Source organism: Pseudomonas sp. B21-047 (assembly GCF_024748775.1).
Lineage (GTDB): Bacteria > Pseudomonadota > Gammaproteobacteria > Pseudomonadales > Pseudomonadaceae > Aquipseudomonas > Aquipseudomonas capeferrum.
The window spans coordinates 1,051,693-1,069,112 of record NZ_CP087169.1 but is presented as its reverse complement, the minus strand read 5'-3'; the positions used below and the strand labels follow the sequence as shown (position 1 = coordinate 1,069,112).

Annotated in this window: 16 protein-coding genes and 1 pseudogene; 10 read left to right on the top strand and 7 right to left on the bottom strand. The window is 63.0% G+C overall.

All coding sequences use genetic code 11. The features are described from left to right. Window positions 1-35: 35 nt before the first annotated feature. From LOY26_RS04910 to LOY26_RS04895, 4 genes are all read left to right on the top strand, one after another. Window positions 36-1,412 (top strand): L-serine ammonia-lyase, encoded by a 1,377-nt coding sequence (locus LOY26_RS04910; protein WP_033701059.1) that lies wholly within the window; start codon window positions 36-38, stop codon window positions 1,410-1,412. Between the two features lie 27 nt (window positions 1,413-1,439). Next, entirely contained in the window at window positions 1,440-2,561 is a 1,122-nt protein-coding gene (gene gcvT / locus LOY26_RS04905) for a glycine cleavage system aminomethyltransferase GcvT (protein ID WP_258714460.1), read from the top strand. 357 nt (window positions 2,562-2,918) lie between these two features. Continuing rightward, window positions 2,919-3,131, top strand: coding sequence for a cold-shock protein (locus LOY26_RS04900; RefSeq protein WP_186657096.1), 213 nt, complete (start codon window positions 2,919-2,921; stop codon window positions 3,129-3,131). 96 nt (window positions 3,132-3,227) lie between these two features. After that, on the top strand, window positions 3,228-3,716 hold the full coding sequence (locus LOY26_RS04895; protein ID WP_258714459.1) for an RDD family protein: 489 nt from the start codon (window positions 3,228-3,230) through the stop codon (window positions 3,714-3,716). Between the two features lie 43 nt (window positions 3,717-3,759). On the opposite strand, the gene lptG is transcribed toward LOY26_RS04895, so the two are convergent. Beyond that, window positions 3,760-4,821 (bottom strand): LPS export ABC transporter permease LptG, encoded by a 1,062-nt coding sequence (gene lptG / locus LOY26_RS04890; RefSeq protein ID WP_033701064.1) that lies wholly within the window; start codon window positions 4,819-4,821, stop codon window positions 3,760-3,762. Next, entirely contained in the window at window positions 4,814-5,929 is a 1,116-nt protein-coding gene (gene lptF, locus LOY26_RS04885; RefSeq protein ID WP_033701066.1) for an LPS export ABC transporter permease LptF, read from the bottom strand. Before lptF ends, lptG begins: the two co-directional genes overlap by 8 nt. 301 nt (window positions 5,930-6,230) lie before the next feature. Between lptF and LOY26_RS04880 the strand changes: the two genes are divergently transcribed. The 5 genes and pseudogenes from LOY26_RS04880 to rlmF all read left to right on the top strand — a co-directional run bounded on the left by LOY26_RS04880 (window position 6,231) and on the right by rlmF (window position 12,682). After that, window positions 6,231-7,724: a leucyl aminopeptidase gene (locus tag LOY26_RS04880; protein ID WP_047581429.1), complete on the top strand. Its 1,494-nt coding sequence runs from the start codon at window positions 6,231-6,233 to the stop codon at window positions 7,722-7,724. A gap of 50 nt (window positions 7,725-7,774) precedes the next feature. Beyond that, window positions 7,775-8,203 (top strand): DNA polymerase III subunit chi, encoded by a 429-nt coding sequence (locus LOY26_RS04875; RefSeq protein ID WP_258714458.1) that lies wholly within the window; start codon window positions 7,775-7,777, stop codon window positions 8,201-8,203. A gap of 5 nt (window positions 8,204-8,208) precedes the next feature. Next, window positions 8,209-8,574, top strand: coding sequence for a DNA polymerase III subunit chi (locus LOY26_RS04870; protein ID WP_227696795.1), 366 nt, complete (start codon window positions 8,209-8,211; stop codon window positions 8,572-8,574). Between the two features lie 146 nt (window positions 8,575-8,720). Next, a pseudogene (locus LOY26_RS04865) lies at window positions 8,721-11,568 on the top strand (valine--tRNA ligase). A gap of 163 nt (window positions 11,569-11,731) precedes the next feature. After that, window positions 11,732-12,682 (top strand): 23S rRNA (adenine(1618)-N(6))-methyltransferase RlmF, encoded by a 951-nt coding sequence (rlmF, locus tag LOY26_RS04860; protein WP_227696794.1) that lies wholly within the window; start codon window positions 11,732-11,734, stop codon window positions 12,680-12,682. Between the two features lie 52 nt (window positions 12,683-12,734). On the opposite strand, the gene LOY26_RS04855 is transcribed toward rlmF, so the two are convergent. Further along, complete coding sequence (locus tag LOY26_RS04855) at window positions 12,735-13,016, bottom strand: HU family DNA-binding protein (RefSeq protein ID WP_003255106.1); 282 nt, start codon at window positions 13,014-13,016, stop codon at window positions 12,735-12,737. Window positions 13,017-13,410: 394 nt separating this feature from the next. On the opposite strand from LOY26_RS04855, the gene yejK reads away from it, so the two are divergent. Then, the gene (yejK, locus tag LOY26_RS04850) at window positions 13,411-14,418 is read left to right on the top strand and encodes a nucleoid-associated protein YejK (RefSeq protein WP_033701074.1); all 1,008 of its coding nucleotides are present in this window, start codon (window positions 13,411-13,413) and stop codon (window positions 14,416-14,418) included. An 18-nt stretch (window positions 14,419-14,436) separates the two neighbouring features. Here the strand turns inward: yejK and LOY26_RS04845 are convergent, their stop codons facing one another. The 4 genes from LOY26_RS04845 to LOY26_RS04830 all read right to left on the bottom strand — a co-directional run bounded on the left by LOY26_RS04845 (window position 14,437) and on the right by LOY26_RS04830 (window position 17,337). Beyond that, window positions 14,437-14,718 carry a GIY-YIG nuclease family protein gene (locus LOY26_RS04845; protein WP_033701075.1) on the bottom strand — a complete coding sequence of 94 codons (282 nt, stop codon included), beginning with the start codon at window positions 14,716-14,718 and terminating at the stop codon, window positions 14,437-14,439. Window positions 14,719-14,735: 17 nt separating this feature from the next. Next, a complete protein-coding gene (locus LOY26_RS04840) occupies window positions 14,736-15,224 on the bottom strand; it encodes a nuclear transport factor 2 family protein (RefSeq protein ID WP_033701076.1) in 489 nt (162 codons plus the stop codon). 168 nt (window positions 15,225-15,392) lie between these two features. Beyond that, the gene (locus LOY26_RS04835; protein WP_033701078.1) at window positions 15,393-16,673 is read right to left on the bottom strand and encodes an MFS transporter; all 1,281 of its coding nucleotides are present in this window, start codon (window positions 16,671-16,673) and stop codon (window positions 15,393-15,395) included. 13 nt (window positions 16,674-16,686) lie between these two features. Beyond that, on the bottom strand, window positions 16,687-17,337 hold the full coding sequence (locus tag LOY26_RS04830; protein ID WP_033701080.1) for a FadR/GntR family transcriptional regulator: 651 nt from the start codon (window positions 17,335-17,337) through the stop codon (window positions 16,687-16,689). Window positions 17,338-17,420: the final 83 nt, after the last annotated feature.

The window sequence follows — 17,420 nt, the reverse complement described above, 5'->3', positions numbered from 1 at the left end:
GCGCGGCCCCAAAAAGTTCAAATGGAGGCACCACCATGTCACTGAGCGTCTTCGACCTGTTCAAGATCGGCATCGGACCCTCCAGCTCCCACACGGTCGGCCCCATGCGCGCCGCTGCACGCTTCGCCGAAGGCCTGCGCCGCGACGGCCTGCTGGCCGACACGGTCAGCGTCAAGGCCGAGCTGTATGGCTCACTCGGCGCCACCGGCAAGGGCCACGGCAGCGACAAGGCGGTATTGCTTGGCCTGGAAGGCGAGCACCCCGATACCGTCGACACCGAATCCATCCCCGCCCGCCTGCAGGCGATCCGTGACAGCGGCCGCCTGCGCCTGCTCGGCGAGCACGAAATCGACTTCATCGAAAAACAGCACCTGGCGATGATCCGCAAGCCACTGGCCTATCACCCCAACGGCATGATCTTCCGCGCCTTGGACAGTGCCGGTTTGCAAATTCGCAGCCGCGAGTACTACTCGGTGGGCGGCGGTTTCGTGGTCGACGAAGAGGCTGCGGGGCACGACCGCATCGTCGAGGACAGCACGGTACTCACCTACCCGTTCACAACCGCCAAGCAATTGCTCGGGCACTGCACTGCACACCATCTGTCGGTGAGCCAGGTGATGCTGGCCAATGAGGCGGCCTGGCGCCCCGAGGCCGAAACCCGCGCCGGCCTGCTGCGGATCTGGCAGGTGATGCAGGATTGCGTCGAGGCCGGTTACCGGCATGAGGGCATTCTGCCAGGCGGGCTCAAGGTCAAGCGCCGGGCCCCGGCGTTGTACCGCCAGCTCAGCCAACACCCGGAAGCCAGCCTGCGCGATGCCCTGTCGGTGCTGGACTGGGTGAACCTCTATGCCCTGGCGGTCAACGAGGAAAATGCCTACGGCGGGCGCGTGGTCACTGCGCCCACCAACGGTGCAGCGGGCATCGTCCCGGCGGTACTGCACTACTACATGCGCTTCGTCCCAGGCGCCAGCGAAGACGGCGTGGTGCGCTTTCTGCTCACGGCGGCGGCAATCGGCATCCTCTACAAGGAAAACGCCTCCATCTCGGGTGCCGAAGTCGGCTGCCAGGGCGAGGTCGGCGTGGCCTGCTCGATGGCTGCCGGGGCCCTGTGCGAAGTCATGGGCGGTACCGTGCAACAGGTGGAGAACGCCGCCGAGATCGGCATGGAACACAACCTGGGCCTGACCTGCGACCCAATCGGCGGGCTGGTCCAGGTGCCCTGCATCGAGCGCAACGCGATGGGCTCGGTGAAGGCGATCAACGCCGTGCGCATGGCCTTGCGCGGCGACGGGCAGCACTTCGTGTCGCTCGACAAGGTCATCCGCACCATGCGCCAGACCGGCGCCGACATGAAAAGCAAATACAAGGAGACCGCCCGCGGCGGTCTGGCCGTCAACATCATCGAATGTTGACCCGATAACAACACCAAGGAGTCACCGATGTCCGAAACACTGCTCAAGACCCCGCTGCACGCCCTGCACCTGGAGCTGGGTGCGCGCATGGTGCCGTTTGCCGGCTATGACATGCCGGTGCAGTACCCGCTGGGCGTGCTCAAAGAGCACCTGCACACCCGTGAGCAGGCCGGCCTGTTCGACGTCTCGCACATGGGCCAGATCATCCTGCGTGGCAGCGATGCGGCCCAGGCACTGGAAAGCCTGGTGCCGGTGGATATCGTCGACCTGCCAGTGGGCACGCAGCGCTATGCCATGTTCACCAACGAGCAAGGCGGCATCCTCGACGACCTGATGGTCGCCAACCTCGGTGACGACGTGCTGTTCCTGGTGGTCAATGCCGCCTGCAAGGACCAGGACCTGGCCCACCTGCAAAAACACATCGGCAGTCGCTGCGAGATTGAGCCGCTGTTCGAGGCCCGCGCCCTGCTGGCCCTGCAAGGGCCGGCTGCGGTCAAGGTGCTGGAGCGCCTGGCCCCGGAAGTGGCCGCCATGACTTTCATGCAGTTCCGCCCGGTGACCTTGCTGGGTGAAGCCTGCTACGTCAGCCGCTCGGGCTATACCGGTGAGGACGGTTACGAGATCTCGGTGCCGGCCAATGCCGCCGATGCGCTGGCCAGACGCCTGCTGGCCGAGCCAGAGGTGCAACCGATCGGCCTGGGGGCGCGTGACTCGCTGCGCCTGGAAGCCGGCCTGTGCCTGTACGGCCACGACATGAACACCGCAACCACGCCGATCGAGGCCAGCCTGCTGTGGGCCATCTCGAAAGTGCGCCGCGCCGACGGTGCCCGCGCCGGTGGTTTCCCGGGTGCCGAGGCGATCTTCGCGCAACAGCAACAGGGCGTGGCACGCAAGCGCGTCGGCCTGCTGCCGCAGGAACGCACGCCGGTACGTGAAGGTGCACCGATCGTCGATGCAGCCGACCAGCCAGTGGGCGAAGTATGCAGCGGTGGCTTTGGCCCAACACTCGGCGCCCCTGTCGCAATGGGCTATATCGACAGCGAACATACCGCACTAGACACACCACTGTTTGCACTTGTACGCGGCAAGAAGGTGGCCTTGAAAGTCAGCAAAATGCCTTTCGTGGCACAACGTTACTACCGCGGCTGAAAGCAAGACGTGAAGTGTTTGAACAGGTTTGTCATATTCGATTGCGAACCTGTTCAATAACGAATGAACATGGCGCCAGCCCAGGCGCCATGCCGTTTCCGACAAATCGTTCGGCTATCGGCGAACGCCCGTTTTTGCAGACGAGCAAGGGCTTGTTTTTTTCTCGGGAGTTGGCGTAGAGTCACTGCACTGTGTTTGCATGGGTCGCAACAGTTCGTGACCTGGGCCAGTAGCCGCGATCTGCTACAACCCGTTCGACGTCTCTTACTTTCCAGCAACCCAGCCCAGTAAGCTTTCATGCCAATACGACATGAAAGTCACTGTTATAAAATTAATAGATTCATAGGAAATAAGAAAATGGCACAGCGTCAGAGCGGTACCGTCAAGTGGTTCAATGACGAGAAAGGTTACGGTTTCATCACCCCAGAGAGCGGTCCGGATCTGTTCGTGCACTTCCGTGCCATTCAGGGCAACGGCTTCAAAAGCCTGAAAGAAGGCCAGAAGGTTACCTTCGTAGCCGTTCAAGGCCAAAAAGGCATGCAGGCTGACGAAGTCCAGCCAGAAGCCTGATAATCCATAAAAAAGAGCCCTTGCGTTGACGCGCAGGGGCTTTTTTTTGCCTGCAGTTCCCTAGAATGAGCCTTTGCCTTCTGGAGCTGCTGCGCAATGTCCAAGCCCCCCCTCATGCCTCAGGGTAACTTTCCACCTGCCGGGCTAGGCCGCCGCCTGGCGGCGATGTTCTATGACTTCCTGCTGTGCACTGCCCTGCTGATCGTGACGGCGGGCGCGTACAAGATGATCCAGATGGCAATCATCGGTGAGGCCCGCATGCGTGAGCTGACCGACGCCGGTGCGCTGGATGGCGACCCGCTGTTGTCGACGATCCTGCTGTTCGCGCTATTCGGTTTCTTTGCCAAGTTCTGGACCCATGGCGGGCAGACACTGGGCATGCAGGTATGGGGCGTGCGCGTGCAGAACGCCGATGGCAGTGCCATCAGCCTGTGGCAGGCGCTGTTGCGCTTCGTGGTCTCGATCGCTTCGTGGCTGTGCCTGGGCCTGGGGTTTTTCTGGGCGTTGATCGACAAGCGCAAACGCGGCTGGCATGACATCTATTCCGAGACCCAGCTGGTGCGGGTACCCAAGCAGAAGAAATGAAAAAGCCGACCCTGAGGTCGGCTTGTGTGCATCGTTCAGGTCATCAACCTGCTCGGCGTAGTAACCACACCCCTGCCAGTGCACACACCGCGGCCGGTATCACCACTGCCAGCAGCGGCGGGAAGCCGAACACCTGGCTTGAAGGGCCAAGCAAGTCCTGGGCGATGCGGAACACGAAGCCCACCAGCACGCCGGTGAACACCCGCTGGCCCAAGGTTACAGAACGCAGCGGGCCGAAGATGAAGGAAATAGCCATCAACACCAGCGCTGCGGTTACCGCAGGCTGCAGCACCTTGGTCCAGAACGCCAGCCAGTAGCGGGCGTTGTTCAAGCCCTGGTCCGACAGGTAGTGGATGTAATCCCAAAGCCCGGTGATCGACAGCGACTCCGGGGCCAGGATCACGGTATTGAGCAGTTGCGGCGTGACCGAAACGTCCCAGCGCTCTTGCGGCGTCGTCACCACTTCGGTGTGGTCGCCACGGAAATACGTGGTGCGCACATCGCTTAGCAGCCAGTGGTCGTCGTTGTACTGCGCCCGACGGGCAAAGCTGGAAGTGACGATCTTGCGCTCGTCGTCGAAGCGGTAGCGGGTCACGCCCAGCAACAGGCCATTGGGCTGCACGGCGTTAATGTGCACGAACTCCTCGCCCTGGCGGTGCCACATACCCCGCTTGGAGCTCTGCGCTTCACCACCGCCCTGAGCCAGCGAACGGTCTGCCTGGGCCTTGTTTTCGGTAACCGGCGCCACGTACTCGCCAATCAGCACACCCACCAGCATCAGCACCAGCATCGGCTTCATCACCGCCCAGACGATGCGGCCGATGGAAACCCCCGCCGCACGCATGATGGTCAGTTCGCTGCTGCTGGCCAGGCTGCCCAGGCCGATCAGGCAACCGATCAGCGCCGCCATCGGCAGCATTTCATACAAGCGCCGGGGTGCGGTCAGCAGCACGAAATTGCCCGCTTCCATGACCGTGTAGGTGTCGCTCAGGTCGCTCATCTCATCGATGAAGGCGAACAGCGAGGCCAGGCCGAGGATGATCCCCAGCACGGCCAGAATGGCCATCAGCACGCTTTGGCCGATGTAACGATCCAGCTTACCCATGGGCCACCTCCGCACGACGTGCGGCGCGCTTCAGGCGCAGCGGCTCCCAGTACATCAGCCCAAGGCCGATCAGCAGGAACAGCCCGTGCACCCACCACATGCCCAGGGCGATCGGCAGTTTGCCCTTCTCGAGGGCGCCGCGTACGGAAATCAGCATTGTCAGGTAGGCCATGTACAGAAGAATCGCCGGCAGCAATTTGAGGAAGCGGCCCTGGCGCGGGTTGACCCGCGATAGCGGCACCGCCAGCAGGGTCACGACGAAGACCAGAATCGGCAACGACAGCCGCCATTGCAGCTCGGCACGTTCGCGCAAGCCCTTCTGGCCGATCAGCTGCGAAGTGGGGATGGCCTCACGCTCGGTCACTTCTTCGCTGACTTCAGGCTTGGGCAGCAGTACACCGTAGGTGTCGTACTTGATCGCACGGTAATCGGCCTGGCCCGGGTTGCCGTCGTAGCGGTAGCCGTTTTCGAGAATCAGGTAGCGGTTGCCGTCGGCCTGGATTTCCTGGTGGCCTTTTTCGGCAACCAGCACGGACGGCGCCCGGTCCTTGGTCTTGTCCTGGTTGAAGCGCTTTTCGGAGATGAACACCCCGGCCAGGTTGACGCGATCGTCCGACAGCTCTTCGGTGTAGGTCACCCGCGAGCCGTCGCGCAGGGTCTGGAAGCGCCCCGGCACCAGGGTATCGAACTCGGTCAGGGCATCCTGCTGGCTGATGATCTGCTGCACCTGGGCAACGCCCAGCGGCGCCAGGCTCAGGCTCAGCCAGGCGACCAGCAAGGCGACCAGCGCAGCCGGCGCCATGGTCATGCCAAGCAGGCGCTGCTGGCTCATGCCCGTGGCCGAAAGCACGGTCATCTCGCTTTCCAGGTACAAGCGGCCATACGCCAGGAGGATGCCGAGAAACAGCCCCAACGGCAGGATCAGCTGCAAGAAGCCCGGCAGGCGGAAGCCCATGATCAGGAACAGCACGCTCGGGTCGAGCACGCCCTGGGCGGCCTGGGCCAGGTACTTGATGAAGCGCCCGCTCATGATGATCACCAGCAGCACTGCGCTGACGGCGCTCAAGGTCACCAGGACCTCGCGGGAGAGATAACGAAAGACGATCAAACCAGACACTCCTGGGTTGTCAGGGCGGACTGCCAAACAATGGCGCCAAACAATGACTTAGTACAGCCAAGACCAATGCCGGTTCGCCATAGGCGAACCTCCATGTAAAGTGCGCGCATTATCCTGTGATTGACCGCCCCTGTCACTTGGCCGCGCATGAAGCCGCAAAACAGGGTTGTCAGCAGCCTTGCCGCAGGCTCAAACTGGCAGCTTTTCCACGGGTACGCGACCACGCGGCCTGGCCCGCCCAGAGCGCTGGAACACAAAGCGCCAACTGTATCGATCATTCGGGGACCCTGACATGGAACTGGTTGTAAAAAGCGTAGCTGCTGCATCGGTAAAAACCGCCACTCTGGTCGTACCAGTTGGTGAAGGCCGCAAGCTCGGCGCTGTTGCCAAGGCCGTCGACCAAGCCTGCGAAGGTGCCATCAGCGCCGTGCTCAAGCGTGGCGACCTGGCCGGCAAGCCGGGCCAGACCCTGCTGCTGCAGAGCCTGCCGGGCCTGAAGGCCGAGCGTGTGCTGCTGGTTGGCAGCGGCAAGGACGAAGCCCTGGGCGATCGCGCCTGGCGCAAGCTGGTCGGCAGTGTCGCCGGCGTGCTCAAAGGCCTGAACGGTGGTGACGCCGTACTTGCCCTGGACGATGTCGCCGTCAGCAACCGCGACGCCCACTACGGCAAATACCGCCTGCTGGCCGAGACCCTGCTCGACGGCGAGTACGTGTTCGACCGTTTCAAAAGCCAGAAGGCCGAGCCACGTGCCCTGAAAAAGGTCACCCTGCTAGCCGACAAGGCGGGCCTGGCCGAGGTCGAGCGCGCCGTCAAGCACGCCACTGCCATCGCCACCGGCATGGCCTTCACCCGCGACCTGGGCAACCTGCCGCCCAACCTGTGCCACCCAAGCTTCCTCGCCGAGCAGGCCAAGGAACTGGGCAAGGCACACAAAGGCCTCAAGGTCGAAGTGCTCGACGAGAAGAAGATCAAGGACCTGGGCATGGGCGCGTTCTACGCCGTGGGCCAGGGCAGCGACCAGCCGCCACGCCTGATCGTGCTCAACTACCAGGGCGCCAAGAAGGCTGACAAGCCGTTCGTGCTGGTGGGCAAGGGCATCACCTTCGACACCGGCGGCATCAGCCTCAAGCCAGGCGCCGGCATGGACGAAATGAAGTACGACATGTGCGGCGCCGCCAGTGTGTTCGGCACCCTGCGTGCGGTACTCGAACTGCAACTGCCGATCAACCTGGTGTGCCTGCTGGCCTGCGCCGAAAACATGCCGAGCGGCGGTGCTACCCGGCCAGGTGACATCGTCACCACCATGAGCGGCCAGACCGTCGAAATCCTCAACACCGATGCCGAAGGCCGTCTGGTGCTGTGCGATACCCTGACCTACGCCGAACGCTTCAAGCCCCAGGCGGTGATCGACATCGCCACCCTGACCGGTGCTTGCATCGTTGCCCTGGGCAGCCACACCTCGGGCCTGATGGGCAACAACGACGACCTGGTCGGCCAGTTGCTCGATGCCGGCAAGCGCGCCGACGACCGCGCCTGGCAGTTGCCGCTGTTCGACGAGTACCAGGAGCAACTGGACAGCCCGTTCGCCGACATGGGCAACATCGGTGGGCCGAAGGCCGGCACCATCACGGCGGGCTGCTTCCTGTCGCGCTTCGCCAAGGCCTACAACTGGGCGCACATGGACATCGCGGGCACCGCCTGGATCAGCGGTGGCAAGGACAAGGGCGCCACTGGCCGCCCGGTCCCGCTGCTGACCCAGTACCTGCTCGATCGCGCTGGCGCCTGATGCCGTGAGACCGGTGGCGCCATGCGCGCCACCGGCCGGCAGACCCCACCATGAGCAAAGTCGATTTCTACATCCTGCCCACCGATTCCTTGTCGGCGCGGCTCGATTTCGCCTGCAAGTTGTGCGACAAAGCCTGGCGCCTCGGCCACCGGGTCTACTTGCATTGCCAGGACGCCGAGCAGCGCAGCGAACTGGACCAACGTCTATGGCACTTCAAAGGCGAGGCTTTCGTGCCCCACGACCTGGCGGAGCTGCACGCTGATGCCACCGTGGCCTTAGGGCTTGGCGAGGATGCCGGGCAACACCGTGACCTGCTGATCAACCTGGGTGCTGGCGTACCCGCGTTCGTAGGGCAGTTCGAACGGGTTGCCGAAATCGTCGTCGAGGAACCGAGCATCCGCCAATCGGCCCGTGAGCGGTTCCGTTTCTACAGTGAACAGGGCTATGCTCTGCAAGACCACCGCTTACAGCGACTTTGACGACGATGGACAAGCCCTCCCCTTTGCCCGACTCCGCCCACCTGCTCGATGACCTCGAGTCGATCCGCCAACTGCTGGGCGACGCTGACCTGCAACCGCCGCTGCTGACCGAGACGGTGGAACAGATCCCGTTGTTGCTAGACGAGCCTGGCGGCAATGCCGCACCTGCCATCGCGCCTGCCGTCGCTGAACCTGAGGAAGATTCGCAAACCCGCCGCCAGGACACCCTGTTGCACCTGGAAAGCGAGTTGCGCGCGGCAGCGCAGGCGATCATGCAAGACGTGATCAATGACTTCACCCCGCACATCGAGAACGAGATCAAGCGTCGACTGGATGCGCGCATCGAACGATTGATCAAGCGCTCCGAGTAAACCGGCCCCGCGCACGCCCCTCTTCGCGGTTTTACCCGCGAAGTAACCACCGCCCGCCTGCAGATGACAGCCGCGTGTCGCCTGCGGCCCCCACCTTGGTTATACTTCCCGGCTTTCCCGAATAAATGCACAGGGTCCCGCCGCGCATGGATAAGACCTACCAGCCGCACGCCATCGAAACTTCCTGGTACAACACCTGGGAGTCCGAGAACTATTTCGCTCCACAAGGTGCAGGCGAGTCCTACACCATCATGATCCCACCGCCGAACGTCACCGGCAGCCTGCACATGGGCCATGGGTTCAACAACGCGATCATGGACGCCCTGATCCGCTTCCGCCGCATGCAGGGTCGCGACACCCTGTGGCAGCCGGGTACCGACCACGCCGGTATCGCCACGCAGATGCTGGTCGAGCGTCAGCTCGAAGCCAAAGGCCAGAGCCGTCATGACCTGGGCCGCGAACAGTTCCTGGAAAAAGTCTGGGAGTGGAAGGATCAGTCCGGCGGCAACATCAGCCGTCAGATCCGCCGCCTGGGCTCGTCGGTCGATTGGAGCCGTGAACGCTTCACCATGGACGATGGCCTGTCCGAAGCGGTCAAGGAAGCCTTCGTGCGCCTGCACGAAGACGGCCTGATCTACCGCGGCAAGCGCCTGGTCAACTGGGACACCAAGCTGCACACGGCAATCTCCGACCTCGAAGTGGAAAACCACGACGAGAAGGGCCACCTGTGGAACCTGCGCTACCCGCTGGCCGACGGCGCCAAGACCGCCGAGGGCAAGGACTACCTGGTGGTTGCCACCACGCGTCCGGAAACCCTGCTGGGTGATGCGGCTGTCGCGGTCAACCCGACCGACGAACGCTACCAGGCCCTGATCGGCAAGTTCGTCGAGCTGCCGCTGGTCGGCCGCCGCATCCCGATCATCGCCGACGATTATTGCGACCCTGAATTCGGCACCGGCTGTGTGAAAATCACCCCGGCTCACGACTTCAACGACTACGAAGTCGGCAAGCGCCACAACCTGCCGCTGCTGAACATCTTCGACAAGAATGCGATGGTCCTGGCCAGTGCCCAGGCCTTCAACCTCGACGGCAGCGTCAACGAGCAGGTCGACACCACCCTGCCCGCCCAGTACGCCACCCTCGACCGCTTTGTCGCACGCAAGCAGATCGTCGCCGACCTGGACGCCCAGGGCCTGCTGGTCAGCATCGACGACCACGCCCTGAAAGTGCCGAAAGGCGACCGTTCGGGCACCGTCATCGAACCGTGGCTGACCGACCAGTGGTACGTCTCCACCAAGCCGCTGGCAGAGCCTGCCATCGCTGCCGTGGAAGATGGCCGCATCCAGTTCGTGCCCAAACAGTACGAAAACATGTACTTCTCCTGGATGCGCGACATCCAGGACTGGTGCATCAGCCGCCAGCTGTGGTGGGGCCACCGCATCCCGGCCTGGTACGACGAGGCCGGCCAGGTCTATGTCGGCCGCGACGAGGCTGAAGTACGTGCCAAGCACAACCTGGGCGCCGACGTTGCCCTGCGTCAGGACGATGACGTGCTGGACACCTGGTTCAGCTCGGGCCTGTGGACCTTCTCCACGCTGGGCTGGCCGGAACAGACTGAGTTCCTCAAGAAGTTCCACTCCACCGATGTGCTGGTGACCGGCTTCGACATCATCTTCTTCTGGGTTGCGCGCATGATCATGCTGACCATGCACCTGATCAAGAACGAGGACGGCACCCCGCAGGTTCCGTTCAAGACCGTGTACGTACACGGCCTGGTGCGGGACGGCCAGGGCCAGAAGATGTCCAAGTCCAAGGGCAACGTCCTTGACCCGCTGGACATCGTCGACGGCATCACCCTCGACGCCCTGCTGGAAAAAACGCACCAGCGGCATGATGCAGCCCAAGCTTGCCGAGAAGATCGCCAAGCAGACCAAGGCCGAGTTCCCTGAAGGCATCGCCAGCTACGGTACCGACGCCCTGCGCTTCACCTTCTGCTCGCTGGCCTCCACCGGCCGTGACATCAAGTTCGACATGGGCCGCGTCGAAGGCTACCGCAACTTCTGCAACAAGATCTGGAACGCCGCCCGCTACGTGCTGGACAAGGGCGAGGACTGCGGCCAGAACGGCGAAGCCTGCGAGCTTTCGCTGGCCGACCGCTGGATCATCTCGCAGTTGCAGCGTACCGAAGCCGAAGTGACCCGCCAGCTCGAGCAGTTCCGCTTCGACCTGGCCAGCCAGGCCCTGTACGAATTCATCTGGAACCAGTACTGCGACTGGTACCTGGAGCTGTCCAAGCCGGTGCTGTGGGACGAGAACGCCCCCGTCGAGCGCGCCCGCGGCACCCGTCGCACCCTGGTGCGTGTGCTGGAAGTGGCACTGCGCCTGGCACACCCGTTCATGCCGTTCATCACCGAAGAAATCTGGCAGCGCATCGCGCCGCTGGCCGGCGTCAAGGGCAAGACCATCATGCTGCAGCCGTGGCCGGTGGCCAACGAAAGCCGCATCGATGCTGCCGCCGAAGGCGACATCGAGTGGCTCAAGGAACTGATGGTCGGCCTGCGCAACATCCGCGCCGAAATGAACATCGGCCCGGGCAAGCCGCTGCCACTGTTCCTGAAGAACGCCAATGCCGATGACCAGCGTCGCCTGCAGGAAAACGAAGCCCTGCTGAAGAAACTGGCCAAGGTCGAGTCGTTCACCGTGCTCGGCGATGCCGACGAAGCGCCACTGTCGGCCACCGCGCTGGTGGGCGATCTGCAGGTGCTGGTGCCCATGGCCGGCTTGATCGACAAGGACGCCGAACTGGCTCGCCTGAACAAGGAGATCCAGCGTCTGCAGGGTGAAGTCCAGCGCGTCGGCGGCAAGCTGTCCAACGCGGCGTTCGTCGACAAGGCACCGCCTGCGGTGATCGAAAAGGAACGCGCCAAGCTGGCCGAGTCCGAACAGGCCCTGGCCAACTTCACCGAGCAGCATGCGCGTATTGCTGCGCTGTAACAATCTGATAGACCGCTGGGGCCGCTTTGCGGCCCTTTCGCGACACAAGGCCGCTCCTACAGGGACGGCGCCGGTTTGAAGGGCGCCGCTATCCTGTAGGAGCGGCCTTGTGTCGCGAAAGGGCTGTAAAGCAGCCCCACGGCCTGCAACACCGGATCCGACCATGACCGAAAAACCCACCCTGCACCCGCGCAACCGCCACCAGGGTCGCTACGACTTCCCCAGCCTGATCAAGGCCCACCCCGACCTGGCCCGCTTCACCATCACCAACCCGCACGGCAAGCCCAGCATCGACTTTGCCAACCCCGAAGCGGTACGGGTGTTCAACCGCGCTCTGCTCAAGGCCCAATACGGCATCCAGCACTGGGACATCCCCGCCGACTACCTGTGCCCACCCATCCCCGGGCGCGCCGACTACATCCACGTGCTCGCCGACCTGCTGGGCGATGACAACGCCGGCGAGATCCCCAAAGGCGCCCAGATACGCGTACTGGATATCGGCGTGGGGGCCAACTGCATCTACCCGCTGATCGGCCACAGCGACTACCGCTGGCGCTTCCTGGGCTCGGACATTGACCCCGTGGCATTGGCTTCGGCCAAGGCCATCGTCCAGGCCAACGGCCTGAACAAAGCCATCAGCTTGCGCCAACAGGCCAACCGCACGCACATCCTCAGCGGCCTGCTGCAGGACGACGAGCGCTTCGACCTGACCCTGTGCAACCCGCCCTTCCATGCTTCACGCGAGGAGGCCACCCGCGGCAGCCAGCGCAAGTGGAAGAACCTGGGCAAGCAGGACCCCAAGCGCAAACTGCCCGTGCTCAATTTCGGCGGCCAGAACAACGAACTGTGGTGCGAGGGCGGCGAGATCCGCTTCGTGACCCAAATGGTCGGGGAAAGCGCGCAGTACGGCGCAAGCGTGCTGTGGTTCACCAGCCTGGTGTCCAAGGCCAGCAACCTGCCAGGCATCGAAGCGGCGCTGAAAAAGGCCGGCGCCAAGGCTGTGCGCATTGTCGAAATGGGCCAAGGGCAAAAGCAGAGCCGCATGGTCGCCTGGAGCTTCCAGGACGACAACGCTCGCCAGGCCTGGCACGCGCGACGCAAAACGCAAGGATGAAAAAAAACCGCGTTCGGGCAAGCCGGACGCGGTTTGGTCAACGCTTCAACAATTACTTGTTGATGGCATCGGTCAGCACTTTGGCTGGGACGAACTTGACGACTTTCTTGGCAGCGATTTCGATGGCAGCGCCAGTCGAAGGGTTGCGGCCGGTACGGGCAGGACGCTCGGAGACTTTCAGCTTGCCGATGCCTGGCAGGGTGATTTCAGCGCCGTTTTCCAGTTGGTCAGCAACGATCTGGCCCAGTTGCTCCAGTGCGTTCTTGGCGGTGGCTTTTGGCGCGGCGATCGACTCGGCGATGTCGGCAATCAGTTGGTCTTTGGTCAATGCCATGGTGATGTTCCTTCCCTATCAAATTCAGTAGTTATGCAGCGAGCTACGACGTGATCGGGCCAGCCCCTGAATTCTGGAGGGCCGCGCCAATTCGGGTATGTAGATACGTAAATCGGCGTTTGGTTCGACACGACGCTAGCGTGCTGCCAGCAATGCGCCACACGAGGGGCGCAAGACCGCGCAAAGCTACCACAGGAATAGATAAATATCCGCTGCGCACATCGATTTAATGCAGGTTTTTCAGGGGTTTTGGCTTAAAACGCAAAAAACTGAACAAAAAACGAACAACCGGCATTTCTGCCAACATCCGGCCACTGCATCGCCTTGTCTCTGGGGTAAACTGGACGACTTTTGCAGCGCGGCCGTGCACCGCCCCAGACTCGCCGAGGACTTCATGCCAATTCGTCATTGCATCGTTCACCTGATCGACAAGAAGCCCGATGGCAGCCCCGCCGTGCTGCATGCACGCGACACCGAGCTTGGCGCCTCCGATGCCATCGAAAACCTGCTGGCCGACCTCAACGACAGTTACAACGCCAAGCAAGGCAAAGCGTGGGGCTTCTTCCACAGTGAGTCGGGCGCCTACCCACTCAGTGGCTGGCTGAAGCAGTACCTGGATGCGGAAAAAGACTTCGCCGCGTTCAGCCGTGTAGCCGTCGAACACCTGCAAAAGCTGATGGAAGAGTCCAACCTCTCCACCGGCGGGCACATTCTGTTTGCCCATTACCAGCAAGGCATGACCGACTACCTGGCCATCGCCCTGCTGCATCACAGCGAAGGCGTGGCAGTGAACGCCGAACTCGACGTGACGCCATCGCGCCACCTGGACCTCGGCCAGTTGCACCTGGCAGCGCGCATCAACCTGTCCGAGTGGAAGAACAACCAGAACTCCAAGCAGTACATCTCGTTCATCAAGGGCAAGAACGGCAAGAAAGTCTCCGACTACTTCCGTGACTTCATCGGCTGCCAGGAAGGCGTCGACGGCCCCGGCGAAACCCGCACCCTGCTCAAGGCCTTCAGCGACTTTGTCGAGAGCGAGGACCTGCCCGAAGCGTCGGCCCGCGAGAAGACCCAGACCCTGGTCGACTACGCCACCAGCCAGACCAAGCTGGGCGAGCCGGTTGCCCTGGACGAGCTGTCCAGCCTGATCGATGAGGACCGCCCCAAGGCGTTCTACGATCACATTCGCAACAAGGACTACGGCCTGTCGCCGGAAATCCCTGCGGATAAACGCACCCTTAACCAGTTCCGCCGCTTCACCGGGCGTGCCGAAGGGCTGTCGATCAGCTTCGAGGCGCATTTGCTGGGGGACAAGGTGGAGTATGACGAAGTGGCGGGCACCTTGATCATCAAGGGGCTGCCGACGCAGTTGGTGGACCAGTTGAAGCGGCGTAAAGATTGATATCGGCGGGGGCGCACTCTAAATCTGATAGGACGCCACCAGCGCCTCCTTGGCCGACTTGCGCAGCCGCTTCACCAGGCGCTCCTGGCGCAACGCTTCGCCTTTGTCCGGCCACTGCTCGACATACACCAGCGCCTGCGCCGGGCTGGTCTTGAAGTAACGCGCGCCCTGCCCCTTCTGATGCGCCAGAAAGCGCCGCTGCGGGTCGTCACTGATCCCGCAGTACAGCGACCCATTGGCCGCACGCACCAGGTAGACATACCAGGGTTTGACGGCCTGATTCGGTACTTCTTCGCTCACGACAGCTGCTCTTTGCGTCACGGAGTGGGTACGTTGCCCTGCTGGTGCTGGTAAGCCCGCAGCCCCTTGAACGCCTGCTGGCGTACCTTGTTCTGCAACAGCGGCGTCCAGCCGAGCAGCACACCTGGCGAGCCCAGTGCCTGACGCGACCAGCGCCAGAGGTCGAAACTGTCGTCATGCTGACAGATCAACCCGTCACGGATGACAAACCGCGCCTGGATATCGTTGACCACGGTGCGGCCGGTCTGGCTGAACAGGTAGCTCGCGACCCAGTGCGCGCTACCACTGTGCGCATCCGCGCGAACGTTGTCGAACTTCAGGGTGAAGCCCTTGGCGCGCGTGGTCAGCATCCGCCACATATCGCAGGCATCCTGACCGCGCAGGGTGCCGAAGACCGGGTCGCTGAACACGATGTCGTCGCTGTAGCAGGCCACCATAGCCTCGGCGTCCAGGCGCTGGAAGGCCTGGTAGAAGCGGGTGATCAGGTCGCGGTTGGCATCGCTCATGAGGGCAGGTCCGTCCTGGGAATAGAAGGATGCAAGATAATCTGCCCGCTGCGCTTGCGCCAGTGCTGGCCCTTTCGCGGGGCAAGCCCGCTCCCACAAGTACTTCACAAACTTCAATTGTGGGAGCGGGCTTGCCCCGCGAAAGGGCCAGCATGGACAGAATCAGCATCAGACTTTTTCGCTGGTCACCTGCACATGCAACGCGCGCCCTGCGCCAAGCCCGAAACCAATAGCACCTATGCCCAGCACGGCAAAAATCCACCCCACTGCCGCCCAGCCACCGGTCATATCGTGCACCAGGCCCACTGCAAACGGCCCCATCGACGCCAGGGTGTACCCTACCCCCTGTGCCATGCTCGACAGGTTCGCCGCCACATGCGCATCCTTCGAACGCAGCACGATCAACGTCAGCGCCAGGGCAAAGGTGCCGCCCTGCCCCAGGCCCAGCAGTACAGCCCAGCCCCACAGCCCTGAAATCGGCGCATACAGGCAACCGAACAGGCCGGCCAAGGTAACCAGCATGACGATCACGATAGCCAGGCGCTGATCCTTGCCGCGTGTTGCCAGCCAAGGCGCACTGAGCGAGCTGACCAATTGCACGATCACCGACCCCGACAACACCAGCCCCGCCTCGGTCGGGGTCAGGCCGCGGCCAATCAGAATCGACGGCAACCAGCCGAAGACGATATAGGCCAGCGATGACTGAAGGCCCATGTACAAGGTCACCTGCCAGGCCAAGGGGTCGCGCCAAAGGCCACGCACCCGATAAGCAACCTTGTGCAGGCCGTGCCCCTGGCGCGCCTGCGGTATCCAGACGAGCATGGCCAGCAGTGCCGGCACCGCCCAGAAGCCTAGCCCCAGCGCCCAACTGCCCTCGTAGCGTTGAGCCAGGGGCACCGTGGCGCCGGCTGCCATGGCTGCGCCCAGGCACAGGGCCATGGTGTACACGCCGGTCAACGTCCCGGCGTGCTGCGGGAAATCGCGCTTGACGATGCCCGGCAACAGCACGCCGATGATGCCAATACTGGCGCCGGCCATGAGGCTGCCCAAGAATACCCCGGCCGTCCCAAACGCGCTGCGCACCACAATGCCCAAGGCCAAGGTGAGGAGAATGCCGAAAATCACCCGCTCACTGCCAAAACGCCGCGCCAGGACCGGCGCCAGCGGCGCAAACAAGCCCAGACACAGCACCGGCAAGGTGGTCAGCAGGCCCGCCTGCGACGCGCTCAGGCCCAAGCCCTCGGAAACCAGGCCGAGTACCGGGGCCATGCTCGACAACGCCGGGCGCAGGTTCAGCGCCACCAGCACCAGGCCCAGCAGCAACAGCCAGGGCCTGCGCAGCAGCACAGGCTGCTGCTGAACCTGCTCGTCATCGGCTTCGGCGTCGATCAACAGTTCGTCGAGTTCCCGCTCGCCGGTGGGGGTGCTACGGGTGATGGATTCAGCCATGGCCTTCTCTGGGTCAGGATTCGATGAGGGTGCGGCTCAGGCGCTTGGCCCGCTCCGCATCACGTTGTTCGATGGCATCGAGGATTTCCCCGTGCAGATCGAACGTGGACTGGCAGCGTGGGACGGTGGTCATGTTGTGTTGCAGCGCTGCCGCTACCACACCGGAGAAATACCGGTACAACTCACTCAATGCAGGGTTGTGGGCGGCATCGACCAGGCGCTGGTGGAACACCAGGTCGCAGGTCACGTAGGCATCGATGTCGCCGTGAAAGTGCCCGGCACTGCCTTCAAGGGCTTCACGCAGCGCCTTCAGGTCTGCGTCGGTGCGGCGCAACGCCGCCAGGCCGATGGCCTCGGTCTCGAGGATATGGCGGGTTTCCCGCGCCTGTTCAGGCGTGCAACGCGACATCGCCTGCACAGCCAACAGCGGGTCCTGCACAGCACGCAGATAACTGCCATCGCCCTGCCTGATCTCAACCAGGCCACTGAACGCCAGCACACGCATGGCCTCACGCACGGTGTTGCGGCTGATGCCCAGCGCCTGGGCCAGCTCAGGCTCGGTCGGCAGTCGCTGCCCTACCTGCCAGTCGCCCTGAAGGATGCGCTCACGCATGCGCTCCACGGCGAGTTCGACCAGGGAACGCTTGGTCAACGCTACGCTCATCACATTCAACCAATCATCCGATGAATTACCGAAGCTTAATGGATGGCGCTCTGGACGGCAAACCACCTGGTATTTCTGCCAGT